The sequence below is a fragment of the Parabacteroides sp. CT06 genome (assembly GCF_002257605.1).
In the GTDB taxonomy this organism is placed as follows: domain Bacteria; phylum Bacteroidota; class Bacteroidia; order Bacteroidales; family Tannerellaceae; genus Parabacteroides; species Parabacteroides distasonis.
On sequence record NZ_CP022754.1, the window covers coordinates 507,155 to 524,578 of the forward strand.

General features: G+C 53.1%; 13 protein-coding genes. 9 read left to right on the plus strand and 4 right to left on the minus strand.

What is annotated here, in order from left to right; translation table 11 throughout:
• Positions 1-63: 63 nt before the first annotated feature.
• Complete coding sequence (locus tag CI960_RS02025) at positions 64-1,392, minus strand: MATE family efflux transporter (RefSeq protein WP_005858825.1); 1,329 nt, start codon at positions 1,390-1,392, stop codon at positions 64-66.
• Between the two features lie 74 nt (positions 1,393-1,466).
• Here CI960_RS02025 and CI960_RS02030 point away from each other — a divergent pair, with 74 nt between their 5' ends.
• Positions 1,467-2,354, plus strand: a complete 888-nt coding sequence (locus tag CI960_RS02030) for a TIM barrel protein (protein ID WP_008772604.1) — start codon at positions 1,467-1,469, stop codon at positions 2,352-2,354.
• 107 nt (positions 2,355-2,461) lie between these two features.
• On the opposite strand, the gene CI960_RS02035 is transcribed toward CI960_RS02030, so the two are convergent.
• Entirely contained in the window at positions 2,462-4,654 is a 2,193-nt protein-coding gene (locus CI960_RS02035; protein ID WP_005858821.1) for a glutamine synthetase III, read from the minus strand.
• A gap of 356 nt (positions 4,655-5,010) precedes the next feature.
• Between CI960_RS02035 and CI960_RS02045 the strand changes: the two genes are divergently transcribed.
• Together CI960_RS02045 and CI960_RS02050 are read left to right on the plus strand one after the other, a co-directional pair.
• The gene (locus tag CI960_RS02045) at positions 5,011-6,246 is read left to right on the plus strand and encodes a site-specific integrase (RefSeq protein ID WP_004291422.1); all 1,236 of its coding nucleotides are present in this window, start codon (positions 5,011-5,013) and stop codon (positions 6,244-6,246) included.
• An 11-nt stretch (positions 6,247-6,257) separates the two neighbouring features.
• On the plus strand, positions 6,258-6,620 hold the full coding sequence (locus CI960_RS02050) for a hypothetical protein (protein ID WP_004291423.1): 363 nt from the start codon (positions 6,258-6,260) through the stop codon (positions 6,618-6,620).
• Positions 6,621-6,697: 77 nt separating this feature from the next.
• On the opposite strand, the gene CI960_RS02055 is transcribed toward CI960_RS02050, so the two are convergent.
• Positions 6,698-7,003 carry a helix-turn-helix domain-containing protein gene (locus CI960_RS02055; protein ID WP_004291424.1) on the minus strand — a complete coding sequence of 102 codons (306 nt, stop codon included), beginning with the start codon at positions 7,001-7,003 and terminating at the stop codon, positions 6,698-6,700.
• Between the two features lie 31 nt (positions 7,004-7,034).
• On the minus strand, positions 7,035-7,334 hold the full coding sequence (locus tag CI960_RS02060; RefSeq protein ID WP_004291426.1) for a helix-turn-helix domain-containing protein: 300 nt from the start codon (positions 7,332-7,334) through the stop codon (positions 7,035-7,037).
• 201 nt (positions 7,335-7,535) lie between these two features.
• On the opposite strand from CI960_RS02060, the gene CI960_RS02070 reads away from it, so the two are divergent.
• The 6 genes from CI960_RS02070 to CI960_RS02095 all read left to right on the plus strand — a co-directional run bounded on the left by CI960_RS02070 (position 7,536) and on the right by CI960_RS02095 (position 17,285).
• Positions 7,536-7,898, plus strand: a complete 363-nt coding sequence (locus CI960_RS02070) for a helix-turn-helix domain-containing protein (protein WP_004304264.1) — start codon at positions 7,536-7,538, stop codon at positions 7,896-7,898.
• 3 nt (positions 7,899-7,901) lie between these two features.
• Positions 7,902-8,252: a helix-turn-helix domain-containing protein gene (locus CI960_RS02075; RefSeq protein WP_004291454.1), complete on the plus strand. Its 351-nt coding sequence runs from the start codon at positions 7,902-7,904 to the stop codon at positions 8,250-8,252.
• Between the two features lie 20 nt (positions 8,253-8,272).
• On the plus strand, positions 8,273-9,844 hold the full coding sequence (locus CI960_RS02080; protein WP_004291455.1) for a DUF3945 domain-containing protein: 1,572 nt from the start codon (positions 8,273-8,275) through the stop codon (positions 9,842-9,844).
• Between the two features lie 60 nt (positions 9,845-9,904).
• Positions 9,905-11,992, plus strand: coding sequence for a type IA DNA topoisomerase (gene topB, locus CI960_RS02085; RefSeq protein ID WP_004291456.1), 2,088 nt, complete (start codon positions 9,905-9,907; stop codon positions 11,990-11,992).
• A gap of 162 nt (positions 11,993-12,154) precedes the next feature.
• Positions 12,155-12,607: a DUF1896 domain-containing protein gene (locus CI960_RS02090; RefSeq protein WP_004304266.1), complete on the plus strand. Its 453-nt coding sequence runs from the start codon at positions 12,155-12,157 to the stop codon at positions 12,605-12,607.
• Positions 12,597-17,285, plus strand: a complete 4,689-nt coding sequence (locus CI960_RS02095) for an N-6 DNA methylase (RefSeq protein WP_094582188.1) — start codon at positions 12,597-12,599, stop codon at positions 17,283-17,285. The genes CI960_RS02090 and CI960_RS02095 overlap by 11 nt, the downstream gene beginning before the upstream one ends.
• The last annotated feature ends 139 nt before the right edge of the window (positions 17,286-17,424 follow it).

Consider the following 17,424-nt stretch of genomic DNA (forward strand, 5'->3'; position numbering starts at 1 on the left):
GTTTTTTTTATTGAATGTCATTTTAATCGCGAATGTACGGAAAATCGGTAAGAATTGTTCCGCTTACAAGATCTTCTTCTGTAAGATACTGAACCAGATGAAAGCGACGATACCTTTTAGCATGCTGGAAAGGCTGATCGCCCACCAAACACCCGTAATACCCAGTCCCGCTGCCGCCAGCCCGATGGCCAAAGGTATGCGCAGGGTGTTGCACGAGATGCTGATGATCGCCGGTGGAACCGTTCGGCCGGTACCGTAGAACATGCCTTGCGTGGTAATTTCCAACATCATGAGGATCATCGAATAGCCATCGATCCGGAGGAATATGCCGCCAGCCTCGTAAGCGGCTTGCTCCGGCACGATCAGTGAGAAGACCTCGCTACCGTAAAAGACGAATAGCAAGGTACAGAGCACGCCGATGATCGAAGTCATTTTAAGCGTCGTATGATAAGCGGTCAGGATACGTTCTTTCTTGTGTGCGGCGTAATTCTGGGCGGTGAAAGCGGAGAGGGCCGTACTGAAGCCTTGTGAGGTGTTCCATGCGATCGCCTCCATTTGTCCACCTGCCGTAAGCGTCATCAAACCGATATGCCCTCCGTAGGTGGAAGCTGTACGGGCCATAAAAAGATTGATGATTGCGAAGAACGTATTTAATAACGCTACCGGCAGGCCCAATTGGAAGATCCGCTTGGTGTAGCGTTCCTTTAAACGGACAAAGAAAGGGAATCCACCGAACAATTTATTGCGGCATTTTAGCTGATAGACGAATAGTCCGCAAACCACCGCTTGGGAGATCCACGTAGCCCAAGCCGCACCTGCCGTACCCAAATGGAAGCCGAGTATAAATAAAGGATCTAGCACCATATTCAGTAAAAGACCTGTTCCGCTGATATAAAATGGAATCTTACTCAATCCCGAGGCATTATGAATCCCGGTAAACGCCGCCGAGAGGAAGATAAATGGGAATGCGGAAGCGACGATTCTCAAATATTCCACGGCGTTCAACGCAATCGGTTCCTCCAGTTTGTAGAAGCCGATAATCGGACGAGCGAGGACGAATAGCAAGAATCCCCAGCAAAGCGAGAGGATCAAGGCGATCGTTAGGTTATGGGAAGCGAATCCTCGGGCATCTTCCACGTTTTGCGCCCCGATACTTTGCCCGACACTCACCTCCGAGCCTACTTTATTCAAGTAAGAGATCGAGTTCGTCATCCAAGTAAGGATACCAACGGCGCCGATAGCGGCTACGGCCTCGCTTCCCAACCGGCCTACCCAAGCCATGTCGGTGATGCTATAGGCCATTTGGATAAATGAGGTACCCATGATCGGCATCGCCAGATTGAATAGTTGCCGGGAGATGACCCCTTCGGTCAGATTTTTTGTTCCTTGCATGATCGTTTGTTTAAATGTGCGCGAAAGTAGAAATAATTTTGCTACCTTTAGCGCCGTTAATCTTAAAGAATAGTATGATGATAACGAGACGGAATTTTTTGAAAGCGGGTGCCGCTGTGGCTGCGCTGAGTGTAGTACCGAACGGCTTTGCCTCTATCTTGGCTAAGAAAGAGAAAGCGATAGGTGTACAGTTGTATAGTGTCCGGGACGACTTGAAGACGGATTTTGACGGTACGATGAAGGCTTTGGTGGATATCGGTTATAAACGGATGGAAGCCGCCGGTTACCGGGATGGCAAATTCTATGGGAAATCCCCGGCCGAGATGAAGAAATATCTGGCGGATCTGGGTGCCCGTATGGTAGGTTCCCATACCGGAAGCGGTTTGCTGGCGGAGGGTGATACCAAGGGATGGGACTTCTGGAAAAAGAATGCCGCCGATACGGCAGAGGTAGGCTGTAAATGGATTGTTCAGGCGGGTTATCCCTCCAAAGATATCAAGAGCCTTTCGGACGTGAAGCGTTTAGCGGATCAATTTAATAAATGTGGTGAGATCGCAAAGGCGAACGGGTTGCGTTTCGCTTTCCATAACCATGTGGATGAATTCCATGAGTTGGAAGGAAAGATCCCGTTCGACGTGATGATCGAGAATACGGACAAAGGGCTGGTTACTTTCCAGATCGATACGGCTCAATTAGTGTATGGCGGTTTTAAATGTCATGATTACGTGAACCGTTATCCCGGTCGTTTCGCCAACTGGCACTTGAAAGACGCGAACGCAGATGGAAAGGGCAGCACAGAGATGGGCGCCGGAATCGTAGACTTCAAATCCTTATTCGCTGTGGCGGAGAAAGCCGGATTAGAGGATTACTTCATTGAGCAAGAGCGTTATAATATGACACCGTTGCAAGCGATGAAACATGATTATGACTTCTTGATGAATGCTTCTTATGTGAAGTGGTAAACGGGAGTATAGGCGTAGCCTTATGCCAGTATCGGTGTAAGGCTGCGCCTATATCAGTGTGAGGCTATGCCGATACTGGCGCAAGGCAACGCCAGTACTGGTGTTTTTTATCGGATAAACAGGAGTTCCCTATACTTCGGCAACGGCCACATCTGGTTGTCCACCATCAGCTCCAGATCGTCGATATGGTCACGGATCTCATCCAAATAAGGGGCTACCGAGTCGTGGTAAGCGATCGCCTTTTCCCGCATATCGGTCAAGCGGTTCGCTTTCTTGCGGGCCTCTACCATCTCATCCACTTTCTTGGTCACGGCACAGATATGCCCGGCTATCTTACGAACCAAGCGACGGGGCTCTTCCGACATATTGCGGAATTCCGGGTCATCGCCGAATGTCTCTTTCAACTTCGCTATATTATCCAGCAATACGCTCTGGTAGCGAACGGCTACCGGGATGATATGGTTCAAGGATAAATCCCCTAATACCCGAGCCTCGATCTGTACCTTTTTGATATAGACTTCCCATTTTACCTCATTACGCGCTTCCAATTCTTTCTGGGTAAGTACGCCGGTAGACGTGAACATCTCGATCGACTCCGGTTTAAGATAAGCGTCATATTGCAAGGGAACACTATTTTGGCAATCCAGACCTCGCTTGGCGGCTTCCTCTTTCCATTCGTCCGAATAACCGTTCCCATCGAAGCGGATCGGCTTAGATTCCTTGATATAGGCTTTCAGCACCTTGAAGATCGCTACTTCCTTGCTTTTTCCTTCCGCTTGCAAAGCCTCTACGTCCTTCTTGAATTGTTGCAATTGATAAGCTACGGCGGAGTTCAACGCTAACATGGCCGATCCGCAGTTCACGGAAGAGCCCGGGGCACGGAACTCAAAACGGTTTCCGGTGAAAGCGAAAGGAGAGGTACGGTTACGATCCGTATTGTCCAACAGCAGTTCGGGGATCTGCCCGAAGCCAAGATGCAAGCCCTTTTTATCGTCTACCTCGATAGCGTCCTCGATAGAGCTATTCTCGAATTTATCCAAGATCTCGCTGATTTGCGTTCCGAGGAAAGTGGAGATGATAGCGGGAGGTGCCTCGTTCGCGCCTAGGCGGTGCGCGTTCGTGGCGGAAGCGATACTCGCTTTTAATAAAGCGTTGTATTTATAAACGGCCATGATGGTGTTCACCACGAAAGTGATGAAGCGCAGGTTGTCCTCACGGTCTTTACCCGGAGAGAATAAATTTACCCCCTTATCTGTTCCCATAGACCAGTTACAGTGTTTACCGGAACCGTTTACCCCGTTAAATGGCTTCTCGTGCAATAATACACGGAAATTATGACGGCGGGCTACACGTTTCATGACCGACATCAACAATTGGTTATGGTCGTTGGCTAGGTTACATTCCTCGTAAATGGGAGCTAGCTCGAACTGATTGGGGGCTACCTCGTTATGGCGGGTCTTTACCGGGATACCTAGTTTATAGCATTCGGTTTCCAAGTCTTTCATGAATTCTTGTACACGAGAGGGGATAGCGCCAAAATAATGGTCGTCTAATTGTTGGTTCTTCGCGCTCTCATGTCCGAGCAAGGTACGCTCGGTCAGTGAGAGATCCGGACGAGCGGAATACAAGTCTTCGTCAACAAGGAAATATTCCTGTTCCCAACCTAGGTAAGTAATTATCTTATTGACATCCTCATCGAAATATCTATATACGTCCTTGGCGGCTTCTCCCAATACTTCGATAGAGCGGATCAGTGGGGTCTTATAATCCAGTGCTTCGCCGGTATAAGCGATAAATACGGTTGGGATACAAAGTGTGTCATCTACGATAAAAGCGGGAGAGGAGGGGTCCCAAGCGGAGTAGCCGCGGGCCTCGAAGGTATTACGAAGTCCACCGTTCGGGAAACTGGAAGCGTCCGGTTCTTGCTGGACAAGCAATTTGCCGCTGAACTCCTCGATCATGCCACCGTTACCATCGTGTTCCACGAAAGCGTCGTGCTTCTCGGCGGTGCCATCGGTAAGCGGTTGAAACCAGTGGGTATAATGAGTGACTCCTTTTTCCAGTGCCCACATACGCATGCCGGCTGCCACATGATTGGCGATTTCCCGGTCGATAGGTGTGCCATTGTCAATGGCGTGGGTCAAGGCTTTGTACGTTTCCTTGGAGAGATATTTTTGCATCGCCTTCCGGTTGAAGACATTCTCGCCATAGTACTCAGATACTTTGTGTTCGGGAGTAACGGCTTCCACGGCCTTTCGGTTGGATGCCTTCTCCACAGCATTAAAGCGTGAGATTGACATTGTTGAATTGTTTTATGTTTTTATGTCGCAAAGTTACTACAAAAAAGTGAAATGCGGAAAGATATAGTGATAGAATTGAGTTACAAGGGTTTTGGTTGAAGTGGCGATAATCCGTGAAGCCATTACAATCCCTGCCGAAGCCAAATCCTGACGCCGCTACGTTACTTGTTCGTAACCATGCCCGAAAATGCGACAAACGGGTACGAATAGCGAAACAAGGCTCTAAGGAATAGTGAGTTATCCATAACTCATGCGAAAAATCAGGTTACGGAAAAAGATTGCGCCGTTCCTCCCCGTTTTGCGTACCAACACCGGACTCTTCACCAACTAATTTTGAAACCCAAAAATTAAGGACAATGAAGAGTACATTTTCAGTAATCTACTACCTCAAGCGTCAGGTAGTGAAAAAGGACGGGACAGTTCCCGTCATGGGACGCATCACGGTGGACGGCAGCCAGACACAGTTCAGCTGCAAACTGACTGTCGATCCGAAACTGTGGGACACCAAAGGTGGACGTGTCACGGGCAGAAGCACGGCGGCACTCGAAACGAACCGTATGCTTGACAAGATGCGGGTACGCATCAACAGGCATTATCAGGAAATCATGGAGCGTGACAACTTCGTCACGGCGGAGAAGGTGAAGAACGCCTTTCTCGGACTGGAACACCGCTACCACACGCTGATGCAGGTGTTCCGCCAGCACAACGAGGACTACGAGAAGCAGGTGGAGGCAGGCATGAAAGCCAAAGGCACGCTGCTGAAGTACCGCACCGTTTACAAGCACATGCAAGAGTTCCTCGACATCCGCTACCATGTGAAGGACATCGCCCTAAAAGAGCTTACCCCGGCTTTCATCTCCGACTTCGAGATGTTCCTGCGCACGGACAAGCACTGCTGCACCAATACCGTGTGGCTGTACGTCTGCCCGTTACGGACGATGGTATTCATCGCCATCAACAACGAGTGGCTGACGCGCGACCCGTTCCGCGAGTATGAAATCAAGAAGGAGGAAACAACACGCAGTTTCCTGACCAAAGATGAGATCCGCCTGCTGATGGAGGGGAAACTGAAAAACGCCAAACAGGAATTGTACCGCGACCTCTACCTGTTCTGCGCCTTCACGGGGCTGTCGTTCGCGGATATGCGCAACCTTACGGAAGAGAATATCCGCACCTACTTCGACGAACACGAGTGGATAAACATCAACCGCCAGAAAACGGGCGTGGTGTCCAACATCCGCCTGCTCGACATCGCCAACCGCATAATCGGCAAATACCGGGGACTGTGCGGGGACGGCAGGATATTTCCCGTTCCGCATTATAACACGTGCCTTGCCGGTATCCGTGCCGTCGCCAAGCGTTGCGGCATCACCAAGCATATCACGTGGCATCAGAGCCGCCACACGGCAGCCACGACGATATTCCTCTCCAACGGTGTTCCCATCGAAACGGTCAGCTCCATGCTCGGACACAAGAGCATAAAGACGACGCAGATTTACGCAAAGATAACCAAAGAGAAGCTCAATCAGGACATGGAGAACCTTGCCGCAAGATTGAACGGCGTCGAGGAATTTGCAGGTTGCACCATCTAAAAAGAAAAGCCATGAAACGTGACACAATCATCATCGAGGACAAGGCAGTCAGCGTAACCGGTAACGACGTGTGGATGACCGCCACCGAAATAGCCGGATTGTTCCATACGACCGTCCCGGCAGTGAACGCCGCCATCAGAGCCGTCCGCAAGTCGGACGTGCTGAACGACTACGAGGTGTGCCGCTACATGCAGCTTGAAAACGGGCTGCACGCGGACGTGTACGCCCTTGAAATCATCATCCCGGTCGCTTTCAGGGTGAATACCTACAACACCCACCTGTTCCGCACATGGCTGGTGGGAAAGGCACTCTCACAAGAGAAACGGCAGACATACGTGATGTTCATACAGAACGGAAAAGCCGGGTATTGCTGATTGCACATACCCCATAAGACAAGTAAACGGGTAGCACCACAAAAGGTGTCACCCGTTTACTTTTTCATGAAACCGCCTCACTCCAGCGGCTTGCGGTAGTTCGCTTCCAGTACCCCGCGCAGCCCCGTTTCCGGGTAAAGCACCTTCCCTCCCAAAAGTATGAAGGGCAACACGCGGTTGTTGCGGTATTCCTGCAAGGTGCGCCGGCTCACACGGAGCAGTTCCGACACCTCGCCGTCCGTCAGGTAACGTTCCCCGTCCAGCGGAGGACGGTAGCTTTCCAGAAATGCGGACAGCCATTTCGAGCCTTTGCGCATATCCTGCACCACAGAGGCTATCGGCTCGTCTTCCATCGTAAAAACATCGTTGTTCTCGTTCATCATAACTTCGGATTCAGTGGGTGAATAAATCAAATCATCTGCCGTGCGGATAGAGCGTGCCGACAAGCGGTATCAGCCGCTTCACCTCCTCTGGCTTGTAATAGAACCTGCGGTTTATCTGCGAGTAGCCGATAAGCCGCCTGTCACGCAGCGTCTGCAACGTGCGCGGGCTTATTCTCAACTGCCCGCAGACCTCCTCGCCCGTGAGCCATCTTTCCATGCGCCCCGTGTCGCTTTTGCGCCTCAGGGCGGCGACCTTCTCCGAGAGTGCGCCGAATGCCGCCACCATCATCTCGAAAGTCTTTTTCTCGATAGATACTATTTCCATATTCATGTCATTTAGAGTTTGCCGCAAAGGTAACGAAACGGCATACAAGACGTATCGTTTTCCGCTGAAAGGCTGCCTGTTGCGCCGTTTGACCGGGTTACGGAGCCATCTTCCGCAAAAATCTTACGTGAGTCACGTAGTGAGTTGTTAAAGCCCCTTTTGTTTATTGCCGAATTTTGTCGCAGAAACAAAAAGAAAGGACTGAACATGAAAGTGATAACAATGGAAAGTTCCGCCTACAAGGAGATGATGGCGCAGATTGCGAACATCGCAGGGTACATCCGCGAGGCAAGGGACGAGAAGAAACGGAAGCGGGAAACCGAAGACAAGCTGCTTGACACGGCACAGGCGGCGAAGATGCTCAACGTGAGCAAGCGCACCATGCAGCGTATGCGCACCGACCACCGTATCGAGTATGTGGTGGTACGCGGAAGCTGCCGCTACCGCCTTTCCGAGATACTGCGGCTATTGGAGGACAACACAGTAAGGAACGAGGAAGGGACAATAGACACCCTGTTCCACAACCACACGCTGCGCACGGGCGGCAAACCAAAAGGAAGGAGGACATAGGTCATGGAACTGCTCACACGAAACAACTTCGAGGGCTGGATGCAGAAGCTGATGGAACGGCTCGACCGTCAGGACGAACTGCTGCTGGCGATGAAGGCTGAGGGGAAACAGCCCACTATCACGGAAAGCATCCGCCTTTTCGACAATCAGGATTTGTGCATGTTGCTCCAGATAAGCAAACGCACCCTCCAACGCTACCGCAGCGTAGGCGCATTGCCCTACAAGACGCTGGGCAAGAAGACCTATTACAGCGAGGAGGACGTGCTGACATTCCTTTCCAACCATATCAAGGACTTCAAAAAGGAAGATATAGCCTTCTACAAGGCTCGTATCCATAATTTCTTTCATAAATAACCCATTAAAACATTTTTCAGATGGCAAAGAAAAAAGACGAAAAGGACGTGCTGGTAGTCCGTGACGAGAAGACAGGCGAGATCAGCGTGGTAGCCGGGCTGAACGCGGACGGCACACCCAAGCGCACCCCCGCAAAAGCGGAGAACGCGCAGAGTTTCCTGCAATTCGACCGACATGGCGACGTGCTGGACAACTTCTTCAAGAACTTCTTCCGGCAGTGCAAGGAACCCAGCCGCTTCGGTTTCTACCGCATTGCGGCAGACCAAGCTGAAAATCTCTTAGAGGTGATGAAGCAACTGTTGAAAGACCCCGAAGCGAACAAGGAGCTGCTCGCCCCTCACAAGGTGGACACCTCCGACTATGAGAAGAAGGTGCAGGAAGAGATGGCAGCACAACAGACAGAGAAACAAGAACCTCAAAAACAGGAGAACATGGAACAACGGAAAGAACAGCAACAGGACAAATCCGAACAGATGCAGGGCAAACGTGGCTACCAGCCCATCGACGAGAGTAAAATCAACTGGCAGGAGCTGGAGGACAGATGGGGCGTAAAGCGGGACAACCTTGAAAAGTCCGGCGACCTTACGAAGATGCTCAACTATGGCAAGTCCGACTTGGTAAAGGTCAAACCGACCTTCGGCGGCGAATCATTCGAGCTGGACGCCCGCCTCTCCTTCAAGAAGGACGGTGAGGGAAACATCAGCCTCGTGCCGCACTTCATCCGCAAGGAGCAGAAGCTGGATGAGTACAAGGAACACAAATTCTCCGACAATGACCGGAAGAACCTCCGCGAAACGGGCAATCTCGGTAGGGTCGTGGACATTGTGGACAGGGAAACGGGCGAGATCATCCCCTCCTACATCAGCATCGACCGCAAGACGAATGAAATCACGGACATTCCGGCAAGCAGGGTGCGCATCCCGGAGCGCATCGGCAAGACGGAAATCACCACGCAGGAGCGGGACATGCTCCGCGCCGGACTGCCCGTACGCGACAAGCTCATCGAGCGCAACGACGGCAGAAAGTTCGTCACCACCCTGCAAGTGAACGTGGAGCAGCGCGGCGTGGAGTTCGTGCCGGGAACCGGCAAGTCGCCCCGTACCGCACAGACACAGGAAACCAAAGGCGACACATCGAAAAGTCAGGCGCAGGGCGGGGAAAATGCCGCACAGACCAAGAAGGAGCAACGCCGCAACACGTGGACGAACGAGGACGGCAGCATCCGCCCCATCAGCAAATGGAGCGGCGTGAGCTTCACCGACCAGCAGAAAGCCGACTATGTGGCGGGTAAAGCCGTGAAGCTGGAGAACGTGACCGACAAGCAGGGCTTCCATGCCACGATGTATATCAAGTTCAACCCGGAGAAGGGACGCCCGTACCGCTACGACACGAACCCTGACAATGCACAGCAGGTTGCTCCGTCCAACGAGAGCCGCACGCAGGTGGCGGTGAACAACGATGGCAAGACCAACGAGGCTACAAAGAATCTGAGAGAGCCGTTGCAGAAAGGTCAGACCAACCCGAAGGACGCCCGCCAGCAACAGCAGCAGGAGAAGCCGCAGAAGAAAACGGGCAAGGGCATGAAAATGTAATCCCGTGTCCGCCACTGAATCCAAAATAAAATCCAAAGTATCAACAAAAAAGAAGAAGACATGAAGACAATCATTGCAGAAAAGCCCTCCGTGGCACGTGAAATCGCCCGCATCGTGGGCGCGACAAAGAGAGAGGAAGGATATTTCGAGGGAGGCGGTTATGCCGTGACATGGGCATTCGGACACCTCGTTCAGCTTGCCATGCCCGACGGCTACGGCGTGCGCGGATTTGTCCGTGACAACCTCCCGATTATTCCCGACACATTCACGCTCGTCCCCCGTCAGGTCAGGACGGAGAAAGGTTACAAGCCCGACAGCGGCGTGGTGTCGCAGATAAAAGTCATCAAAAGACTGTTCGACACAAGCGAACATATCATCGTGGCGACCGATGCCGGACGCGAGGGAGAGCTTATCTTCCGCTACCTCTACCACTATACGGGTTGCACCACTCCTTTCGTGCGCCTGTGGATCAGCTCTCTCACCGACAAAGCTATCCGCGAGGGACTGCGGAAACTCGAAGACGGCAGCAAATACGACAACCTCTACCTCGCCGCCAAAGCGCGGAGCGAATCCGACTGGCTCGTGGGCATCAACGGCACACAGGCGTTATCCATCGCCGCCGGACACGGCACGTATTCCGTGGGGCGGGTGCAGACACCAACGTTGGCTATGGTATGTGAACGCTACTGGGAGAACCGCCGCTTTACGTCCGAAGCATTCTGGCAGCTCCATATCGCAACGGACGGTTGCGACGGCGAAGTCGTGAAATTCTCATCCTCCGAGAAATGGAAAGAGAAAGAACCGGCGATGGAACTATATAATAAGGTAAAGGCGGCAGGTTGCGCCACTGTCACGAAAGCCGAGCGCAAGGAGAAGACGGAGGAAACTCCCTTGCTCTACGACCTGACCACGCTCCAGAAAGAAGCCAACGCCAAGCACGGCTTCACGGCGGAACAGACGCTTGAAATCGCGCAGAAACTCTACGAAAAGAAGTTGATAACCTATCCGAGAACGGGAAGCCGCTACATCCCCGAAGACGTGTTTGCCGAAATTCCCAAACTGCTCGCTTTCATCGGCACACAGCCCGAATGGAAAGACAAGGTGCGGGCAAAAGCCGCCCCGACACGCCGCAGCGTGGACGACGGCAAGGTGACAGACCACCATGCCCTGCTCGTCACGGGTGAGAAACCGCTCTTCCTCTCCAAAGAGGACAATACCATCTATCAGATGATTGCCGGGCGCATGGTCGAGGCATTCTCTGAGAAATGCGTCAAGGATGTGACCACTGTCACGGCGGAATGTGCCGGAGTGGAGTTTACCGTAAAAGGCAGCGTCGTGAAGCAAACCGGATGGCGTGCCGTCTATGGCGAGGAAAAAGAGGAAATTACCATCCCCGGCTGGCAGGAAGGCGACACGCTGACACCGAAAGGCTCGTCCATTACCGAAGGAAAGACCAAACCCAAGCCGCTGCATACCGAAGCCACCCTGCTCTCGGCAATGGAAACGGCGGGCAAGGAAATTGAGGACGACGCACTGCGGCAGGCGATGAAGGACTGTGGCATCGGTACTCCCGCCACACGCGCCTCCATCATCGAAACGCTTTTCAAGCGCGGTTACATGGAACGCTGCAAGAAGTCGCTTGTTCCCACCGAAAAAGGACTTGCCCTCAATTCCGTCGTCAAGACGATGCGCATCGCCGATGTTGCCATGACGGGCGAATGGGAAAAGGAGCTGGCGCGTATCGAGCGCGGGGAACTGTCCGACGACACCTTCCGCAAGGAGATAGAGGCGTACACACGTGAGATAACCTCCGAACTGATCTCGTGCGACAAGCTCTTCGGCAGCCGTGACTCCGGCTGCGCGTGTCCCAAGTGTGGCACGGGCAGGATGCGGTTCTACGGCAAGGTGGTACGCTGCGACAACACGGAGTGCGGACTGCCCGTGTTCCGGCTGAAAGCGGGACGCACCCTGTCCGACGATGAAATCAAAGACCTGCTCACCGAAGGGCATACCAAGCTGCTCAAAGGGTTCAAGAGCAAACAGGGCAAGAGTTTCGATGCTGTTGTCGCCTTTGACGGGGAATATAACACGACTTTTGTGTTCCCGGAGGCTAAAAAGGACAAGAAATTTTCAGGACGGAAGAAATAGTATTAACTTTGCCACTTGTTCAGAGTAATGAATTGTTCTTCGATACCGGATTACACTCATACTTTGGATTTAGTGGTGGCACTCGGAGGGATACCGAGTGCCTTTTTCTTCCTTTTTCCAACCGATTATCCCGTTAATTATCAATCCGCTAAATCCAAAGTAATGAACAACAAGAAGAAAAACGAGGGTCAGACCGACTTTTCCTATTACGGTCTGTACCTGCTGGACTATCTCCGCACGAACAAGTTTGAACAGGCTGACGACACCGCTTTCATACGGGAACGGGCCGACCGTGCCGCCGAAACGTATGAGAGGGCACGGCTTGAAGGCTATCCCGCCGATGGTGCGCAGGAACTGGCGATGGACACGCTGCTGCGCGGGCTGCATTATTCCCGTTACGCCATCCTCCGCGAAGTCGTGGAAAACGAGTTTGCCGATGAAGTGCCGGAAGAGAAGCGTGAAGCCTTTGTCCTGAAACTGCTGCCGCTTGTCGGCAACGTGTTCTCCGTCTATGACCTCTCGGATGACAATTTCGCCCTGTCTTCCGATTACGACCTGCTCTACACGGAGCTGACGGGAGCAACCGTCCTTTACTTAGACGAATATGGCGTTTAACCGCAAACAGAAACTGCGGGACAACATCGAGGCGATACGGACGGCATTCATCCTTGACAGGGAAAATAGGACAGCGACAACCGAAGAGCGTGCCATACTTCAAAGGTACTGCGGTTTCGGCGGTCTGAAATGTATCCTCAACCCTGCAAAGGAACTGACGGATGCCGTCCGGTGGGCGAAATCCGACCTCGAACTGTTCGCCCCGACGGTGGAGCTGCACAGGCTTATCCGTGAGAACAGCAAGGACGAAACAGAGTACAAGCGGTTTGTGGATTCGCTGAAAGCGTCCGTGCTGACCGCTTTCTACACCCCCAAAGAGATAACCGACACCATCGCGGACGTGCTGGCAGATTACAGCGTCCGCCCCGCCCGTATGCTCGAACCGTCGGCAGGTGTCGGCGTGTTCGTGGATTCCATGCTGCGGCACAGCCCCAATGCGGATGTGATGGCTTTCGAGAAGGATCTGCTCACGGGTACAATCTTGAGGCATCTCTATCCCGACCAGAAAATGCGCACCTGCGGTTTTGAGAAAATCGAAAGACCGTTCAACAATTATTTCGACTTGGCGGTGTCCAACATTCCGTTCGGTGACATTGCCGTGTTCGACGCGGAGTTTCAGCGGAGCGACTCTTTCGGCAGACGCTCCGCCCAGAAAACCATCCACAACTATTTCTTTCTCAAAGGACTGGATGCCGTGCGTGACGGCGGTATCGTGGCGTTCATCACCTCGCAAGGGGTATTGAATAGCACCAAGACCTCCGTGCGTAACGAGCTGTTCAGTCAGGCCAATCTGGTATCCGCGATACGCCTGCCCAACAACCTGTTCACGGACAACGCGGGCACGGAGGTGGGCAGTGACCTGATTGTCCTGCAAAAGAACCTCAGCAAGAAGGAAATGTCGCAGGACGAGCGGCTGATGACCGTGATACAGACGGACACGAAAACCGCCCTGACCGACAACGCCTATTTCATCCACCACCCGGAACGCATCGTGCATACGATGGCGAAACTTGACACAGACCCCTACGGGAAGCCCGCTATGGTTTATCTGCACGAGGGCAAGGCAGCAGGCATCGCCGGGGATTTGCGCCGTATGCTCGACGAGGATTTCCATTACAGGCTTGCCATGCGCTTGTATTCGGGTTCAATCCGGCAGGCAGGAACGGAAGAAAAAGTTGCCGTTCAAAATAAAGTAGAGCGTCCTGCCATAAAATTGGAAACAGTATCCTCGGCGCAGACGGTGGAAACTCCGACAGAAAAGCCGCAACCCGCAGATGAAAAGCCGGAGATAGAACCGCGCCCGCAATATTCCGCAGGCGTGCAGCTCACCCTGCTTGACCTCTGGGGGATGACGGAAGAGGTCAGCCAACCGAAAACCTCCAAAAAGAAAAAGACGGTGAAAAAGGCAGTTACGGCAAAGTCCACTCCGCCCAAACCGAAAGTCACGGTTACACCGACAGCTCCAACTGCAAAACCCGCAATGGAGAATAAGGAGGTGAAAGCGGAGAACACCGCCAAGCCTGCCGACCCGGACGACATCTATGCCACACTGGACTGGGATACCAATCCTCCCATCAACGGTTTCTATGAAATGATGATGGGTTTGACGCCGGAGCGTAGGAAAGAACTTCGGGAACTGGCAAGGCAGCATAACGAGAAACAAGTGGCGGAAAAGACGGAAGTGAAAGCCGTGCCGGAAAGTTCCCGTGAGCAGCCACGACAGGAGGAAACACAGCCGGAGGCAGTCGCCGCACCTGCCGTTACAGATACCCCATCGGAAGCGGTGGGGACTTTCCTTTTCCCCGACATCGAAGCGGAAAAGCCGAAGGAGGAAGTCGTGGACCTTTCTCCGCGTGCCTACCACCGCACGCCGGAGATGCACCTGCGCGAAGGGTCGCTGGTGGCTGACCGGGGGCGTCATAACATCGGCTACCTGAAAGACATCACGCCATACGGGGCGACATTCCAGCCGCTCGACCTGAAAGGATACCAGAAGGAAAAGGCGTTGTTGTATGTGTCGCTGCGTGACGCCTACGAGCGTCTGTACCGTTATGAATCGCTCCGGCGCGAGGCAAATGTTCCGTGGCGAGAGCATCTGAATACCTGTTACGATGAGTTTGTCATGCGCTACGGCAACCTCAACGCCAAGCAGAACGTGAAGTTAGTGATGATGGATGCGGGCGGGCGCGACATCCTTTCGCTGGAACGGATGGAAAACGGAAAGTTCGTCAAGGCGGACATCTTCGAGCATCCTGTTTCCTTCGCGGTGGAGAGCCATGCCAACGTAGGCTCTCCCGAAGAAGCCCTGTCTGCGTCGCTCAACAAATATGGTACGGTCAATCTCGACTATATGCGGGAGATAACCGACAGCACGGCGGAGGATTTGCTCACTGCCCTGCAAGGGCGCATCTACTACAATCCGCTCGTGACCGGTTACGAAATCAAAGACCGTTTCATCGCCGGAAATGTCATAGAGAAAGCGGAACGCATAGAGGCATGGATGGGTGACAATCCCGAAAATGAGCGTATGCCGGAGGTGAAGCAGGCGTTGGAGGCTCTGAAAGATGCCGAGCCGCAGCGCATCGCCTTCGAGGATCTGGACTTCAATTTCGGGGAACGCTGGATTCCGACGGGTGTCTATGCCGCCTACATGAGCCGGCTGTTCGACACGGAGGTGAAAATCGCCTATTCCGCAAGCATGGACGAGTTTTCGGTGGTGTGCGGCTACCGCACCATGAAAATCACGGACGAGTTTCTGGTGAAGGGGTATTACCGGAACTATGACGGTATGCACCTCCTAAAACACGCCCTGCACAACACCTGCCCTGACATGATGAAGTCCATCGGCAAGGACGAGCATGGCAACGACATCAAGATGCGCGACAGCGAGGGAATACAACTCGCCAACGCCAAGATTGACGAGATACGAAACGGCTTCTCCGAATGGCTCGAAGAGCAGTCGCCGCAGTTCAAGGAGCGGCTTGTGACGATGTATAACCGCAAGTTCAACTGTTTCGTGCGCCCGCGCTACGACGGCTCCCATCAGACCTTTCCCGACCTCAACCTGAAAGGGCTGGCAAGCCGGGGTATCAAGAGCGTCTATCCCTCACAGATGGATTGCGTCTGGATGTTGAAACAGAACGGCGGCGGAATTTGCGACCACGAGGTGGGAACCGGTAAGACGCTGATAATGTGCATCGCCGCGCATGAGATGAAGCGTCTGAATTTGGCACACAAGCCGATGATTATCGGGCTGAAAGCCAACGTTGCGGAGATTGCAGCCACCTATCAGGCGGCATATCCCAACGCACGTATTCTGTACGCTTCGGAGAAGGACTTTTCGACCGCCAACCGTGTGCGCTTCTTCAATAATATAAAGAACAACGACTACGATTGCGTCATCATGTCGCACGACCAGTTCGGCAAGATACCGCAGTCGCCGGAATTGCAGCAGCGCATCCTGCAAGCAGAGCTTGACACGGTGGAGGAAAACCTCGAAGTGCTACGGCAGCAGGGAAAGAACGTGTCGCGGGCGATGCTGAAAGGATTGGAGAAGCGCAAGCACAACCTTGAAGCGAAGCTGGAGAAGGTGGAACACGCCATAAAGTCACGCACGGACGACGTGGTGGATTTCAAGCAGATGGGCATCGACCACATCTTCATAGATGAGAGCCACCAGTTCAAGAATCTGACTTTCAACACGCGCCACGACCGTGTGGCGGGATTGGGAAACAGCGAGGGAAGCCAGAAGGCACTTAACATGCTCTTTGCCATACGCACCATACAGGAGCGCACAGGAAAAGACTTGGGTGCGACCTTCCTCTCCGGCACGACTATCAGCAACTCACTGACTGAATTGTACCTGCTGTTCAAGTACCTGCGCCCGAAGGAGCTGGAACGGCAGGACATAAGGTGTTTCGACGCTTGGGCGGCGATATTTGCCAAGAAGACGACGGATTTTGAATTTAACGTGACGAACAATGTGGTCCAGAAGGAGCGTTTCCGCTACTTCATCAAAGTGCCGGAGCTTGCCGCCTTCTATAATGAAATCACGGACTACCGCACGGCGGAGGATGTGGGCGTTGACCGTCCTGCCAAGAACGAGATACTGCACCATATACCGCCCACGCCGGAACAGGAGGACTTCATACAGAAACTGATGCAGTTCGCCAAGACGGGCGATGCCACCTTGTTGGGCAGGCTGCCGCTTTCGGAAACGGAAGAAAAGGCGAAGATGCTCATCGCCACGGACTATGCCCGGAAAATGGCACTCGACATGCGCATGATAGACCCGAATTACGAAGATCATCCCGACAACAAAGCGAGTCACTGTGCCAAGATGATCGCGGAGTATTATCAAAAATACGACGCCCAGAAAGGCACGCAGTTCGTTTTCTCTGATTTGGGGACATACCAGCCGGGCGACGGGTGGAACGTCTATTCGGAAATCAAGCGCAAACTGACGGAGGACTACGGTATACCGCCAAGCGAGGTGCGCTTCATTCAGGAGTGCAAGACCGACAAGGCGCGGAAGGCGGTGATAGACGCCATGAACGCCGGGACGGTGCGTGTGCTGTTCGGCTCTACCTCTATGCTCGGAACGGGTGTGAACGCCCAGAAACGGTGTGTGGCTATCCATCATCTCGATACGCCGTGGGTGCGACATGAAGTCGCATAGATAATTGTTGGAATGATACTTACGGGTATCAGCTTTAACCCGCTGTTCCGTCAGCGGTAGCCTACCGACCGATGCACCTTAATGTTGTATTAAGCGGTCGGGACGAAGTACACTTTCGCAAGACAAGACAGAACCGTGA

Bases quoted from the DNA above. Each gene is read 5' to 3' on its own strand.
- CI960_RS02060 (WP_004291426.1), bottom strand. From the start codon at position 7,334: ATGAATATGGAAATAGTATCTATCGAGAAAAAGACTTTCGAGATGATG.
- CI960_RS02045 (WP_004291422.1), top strand. From the start codon at position 5,011: ATGAAGAGTACATTTTCAGTAATCTACTACCTCAAGCGTCAGGTAGTG.
- topB (WP_004291456.1), top strand. From the start codon at position 9,905: ATGAAGACAATCATTGCAGAAAAGCCCTCCGTGGCACGTGAAATCGCC.
- CI960_RS02090 (WP_004304266.1), top strand. From the start codon at position 12,155: ATGAACAACAAGAAGAAAAACGAGGGTCAGACCGACTTTTCCTATTAC.
- CI960_RS02075 (WP_004291454.1), top strand. From the start codon at position 7,902: ATGGAACTGCTCACACGAAACAACTTCGAGGGCTGGATGCAGAAGCTG.
- CI960_RS02025 (WP_005858825.1), bottom strand. From the start codon at position 1,392: ATGCAAGGAACAAAAAATCTGACCGAAGGGGTCATCTCCCGGCAACTA.
- CI960_RS02095 (WP_094582188.1), top strand. From the start codon at position 12,597: ATGGCGTTTAACCGCAAACAGAAACTGCGGGACAACATCGAGGCGATA.
- CI960_RS02035 (WP_005858821.1), bottom strand. From the start codon at position 4,654: ATGTCAATCTCACGCTTTAATGCTGTGGAGAAGGCATCCAACCGAAAG.
- CI960_RS02030 (WP_008772604.1), top strand. From the start codon at position 1,467: ATGATGATAACGAGACGGAATTTTTTGAAAGCGGGTGCCGCTGTGGCT.
- CI960_RS02080 (WP_004291455.1), top strand. From the start codon at position 8,273: ATGGCAAAGAAAAAAGACGAAAAGGACGTGCTGGTAGTCCGTGACGAG.
- CI960_RS02070 (WP_004304264.1), top strand. From the start codon at position 7,536: ATGAAAGTGATAACAATGGAAAGTTCCGCCTACAAGGAGATGATGGCG.
- CI960_RS02050 (WP_004291423.1), top strand. From the start codon at position 6,258: ATGAAACGTGACACAATCATCATCGAGGACAAGGCAGTCAGCGTAACC.
- CI960_RS02055 (WP_004291424.1), bottom strand. From the start codon at position 7,003: ATGATGAACGAGAACAACGATGTTTTTACGATGGAAGACGAGCCGATA.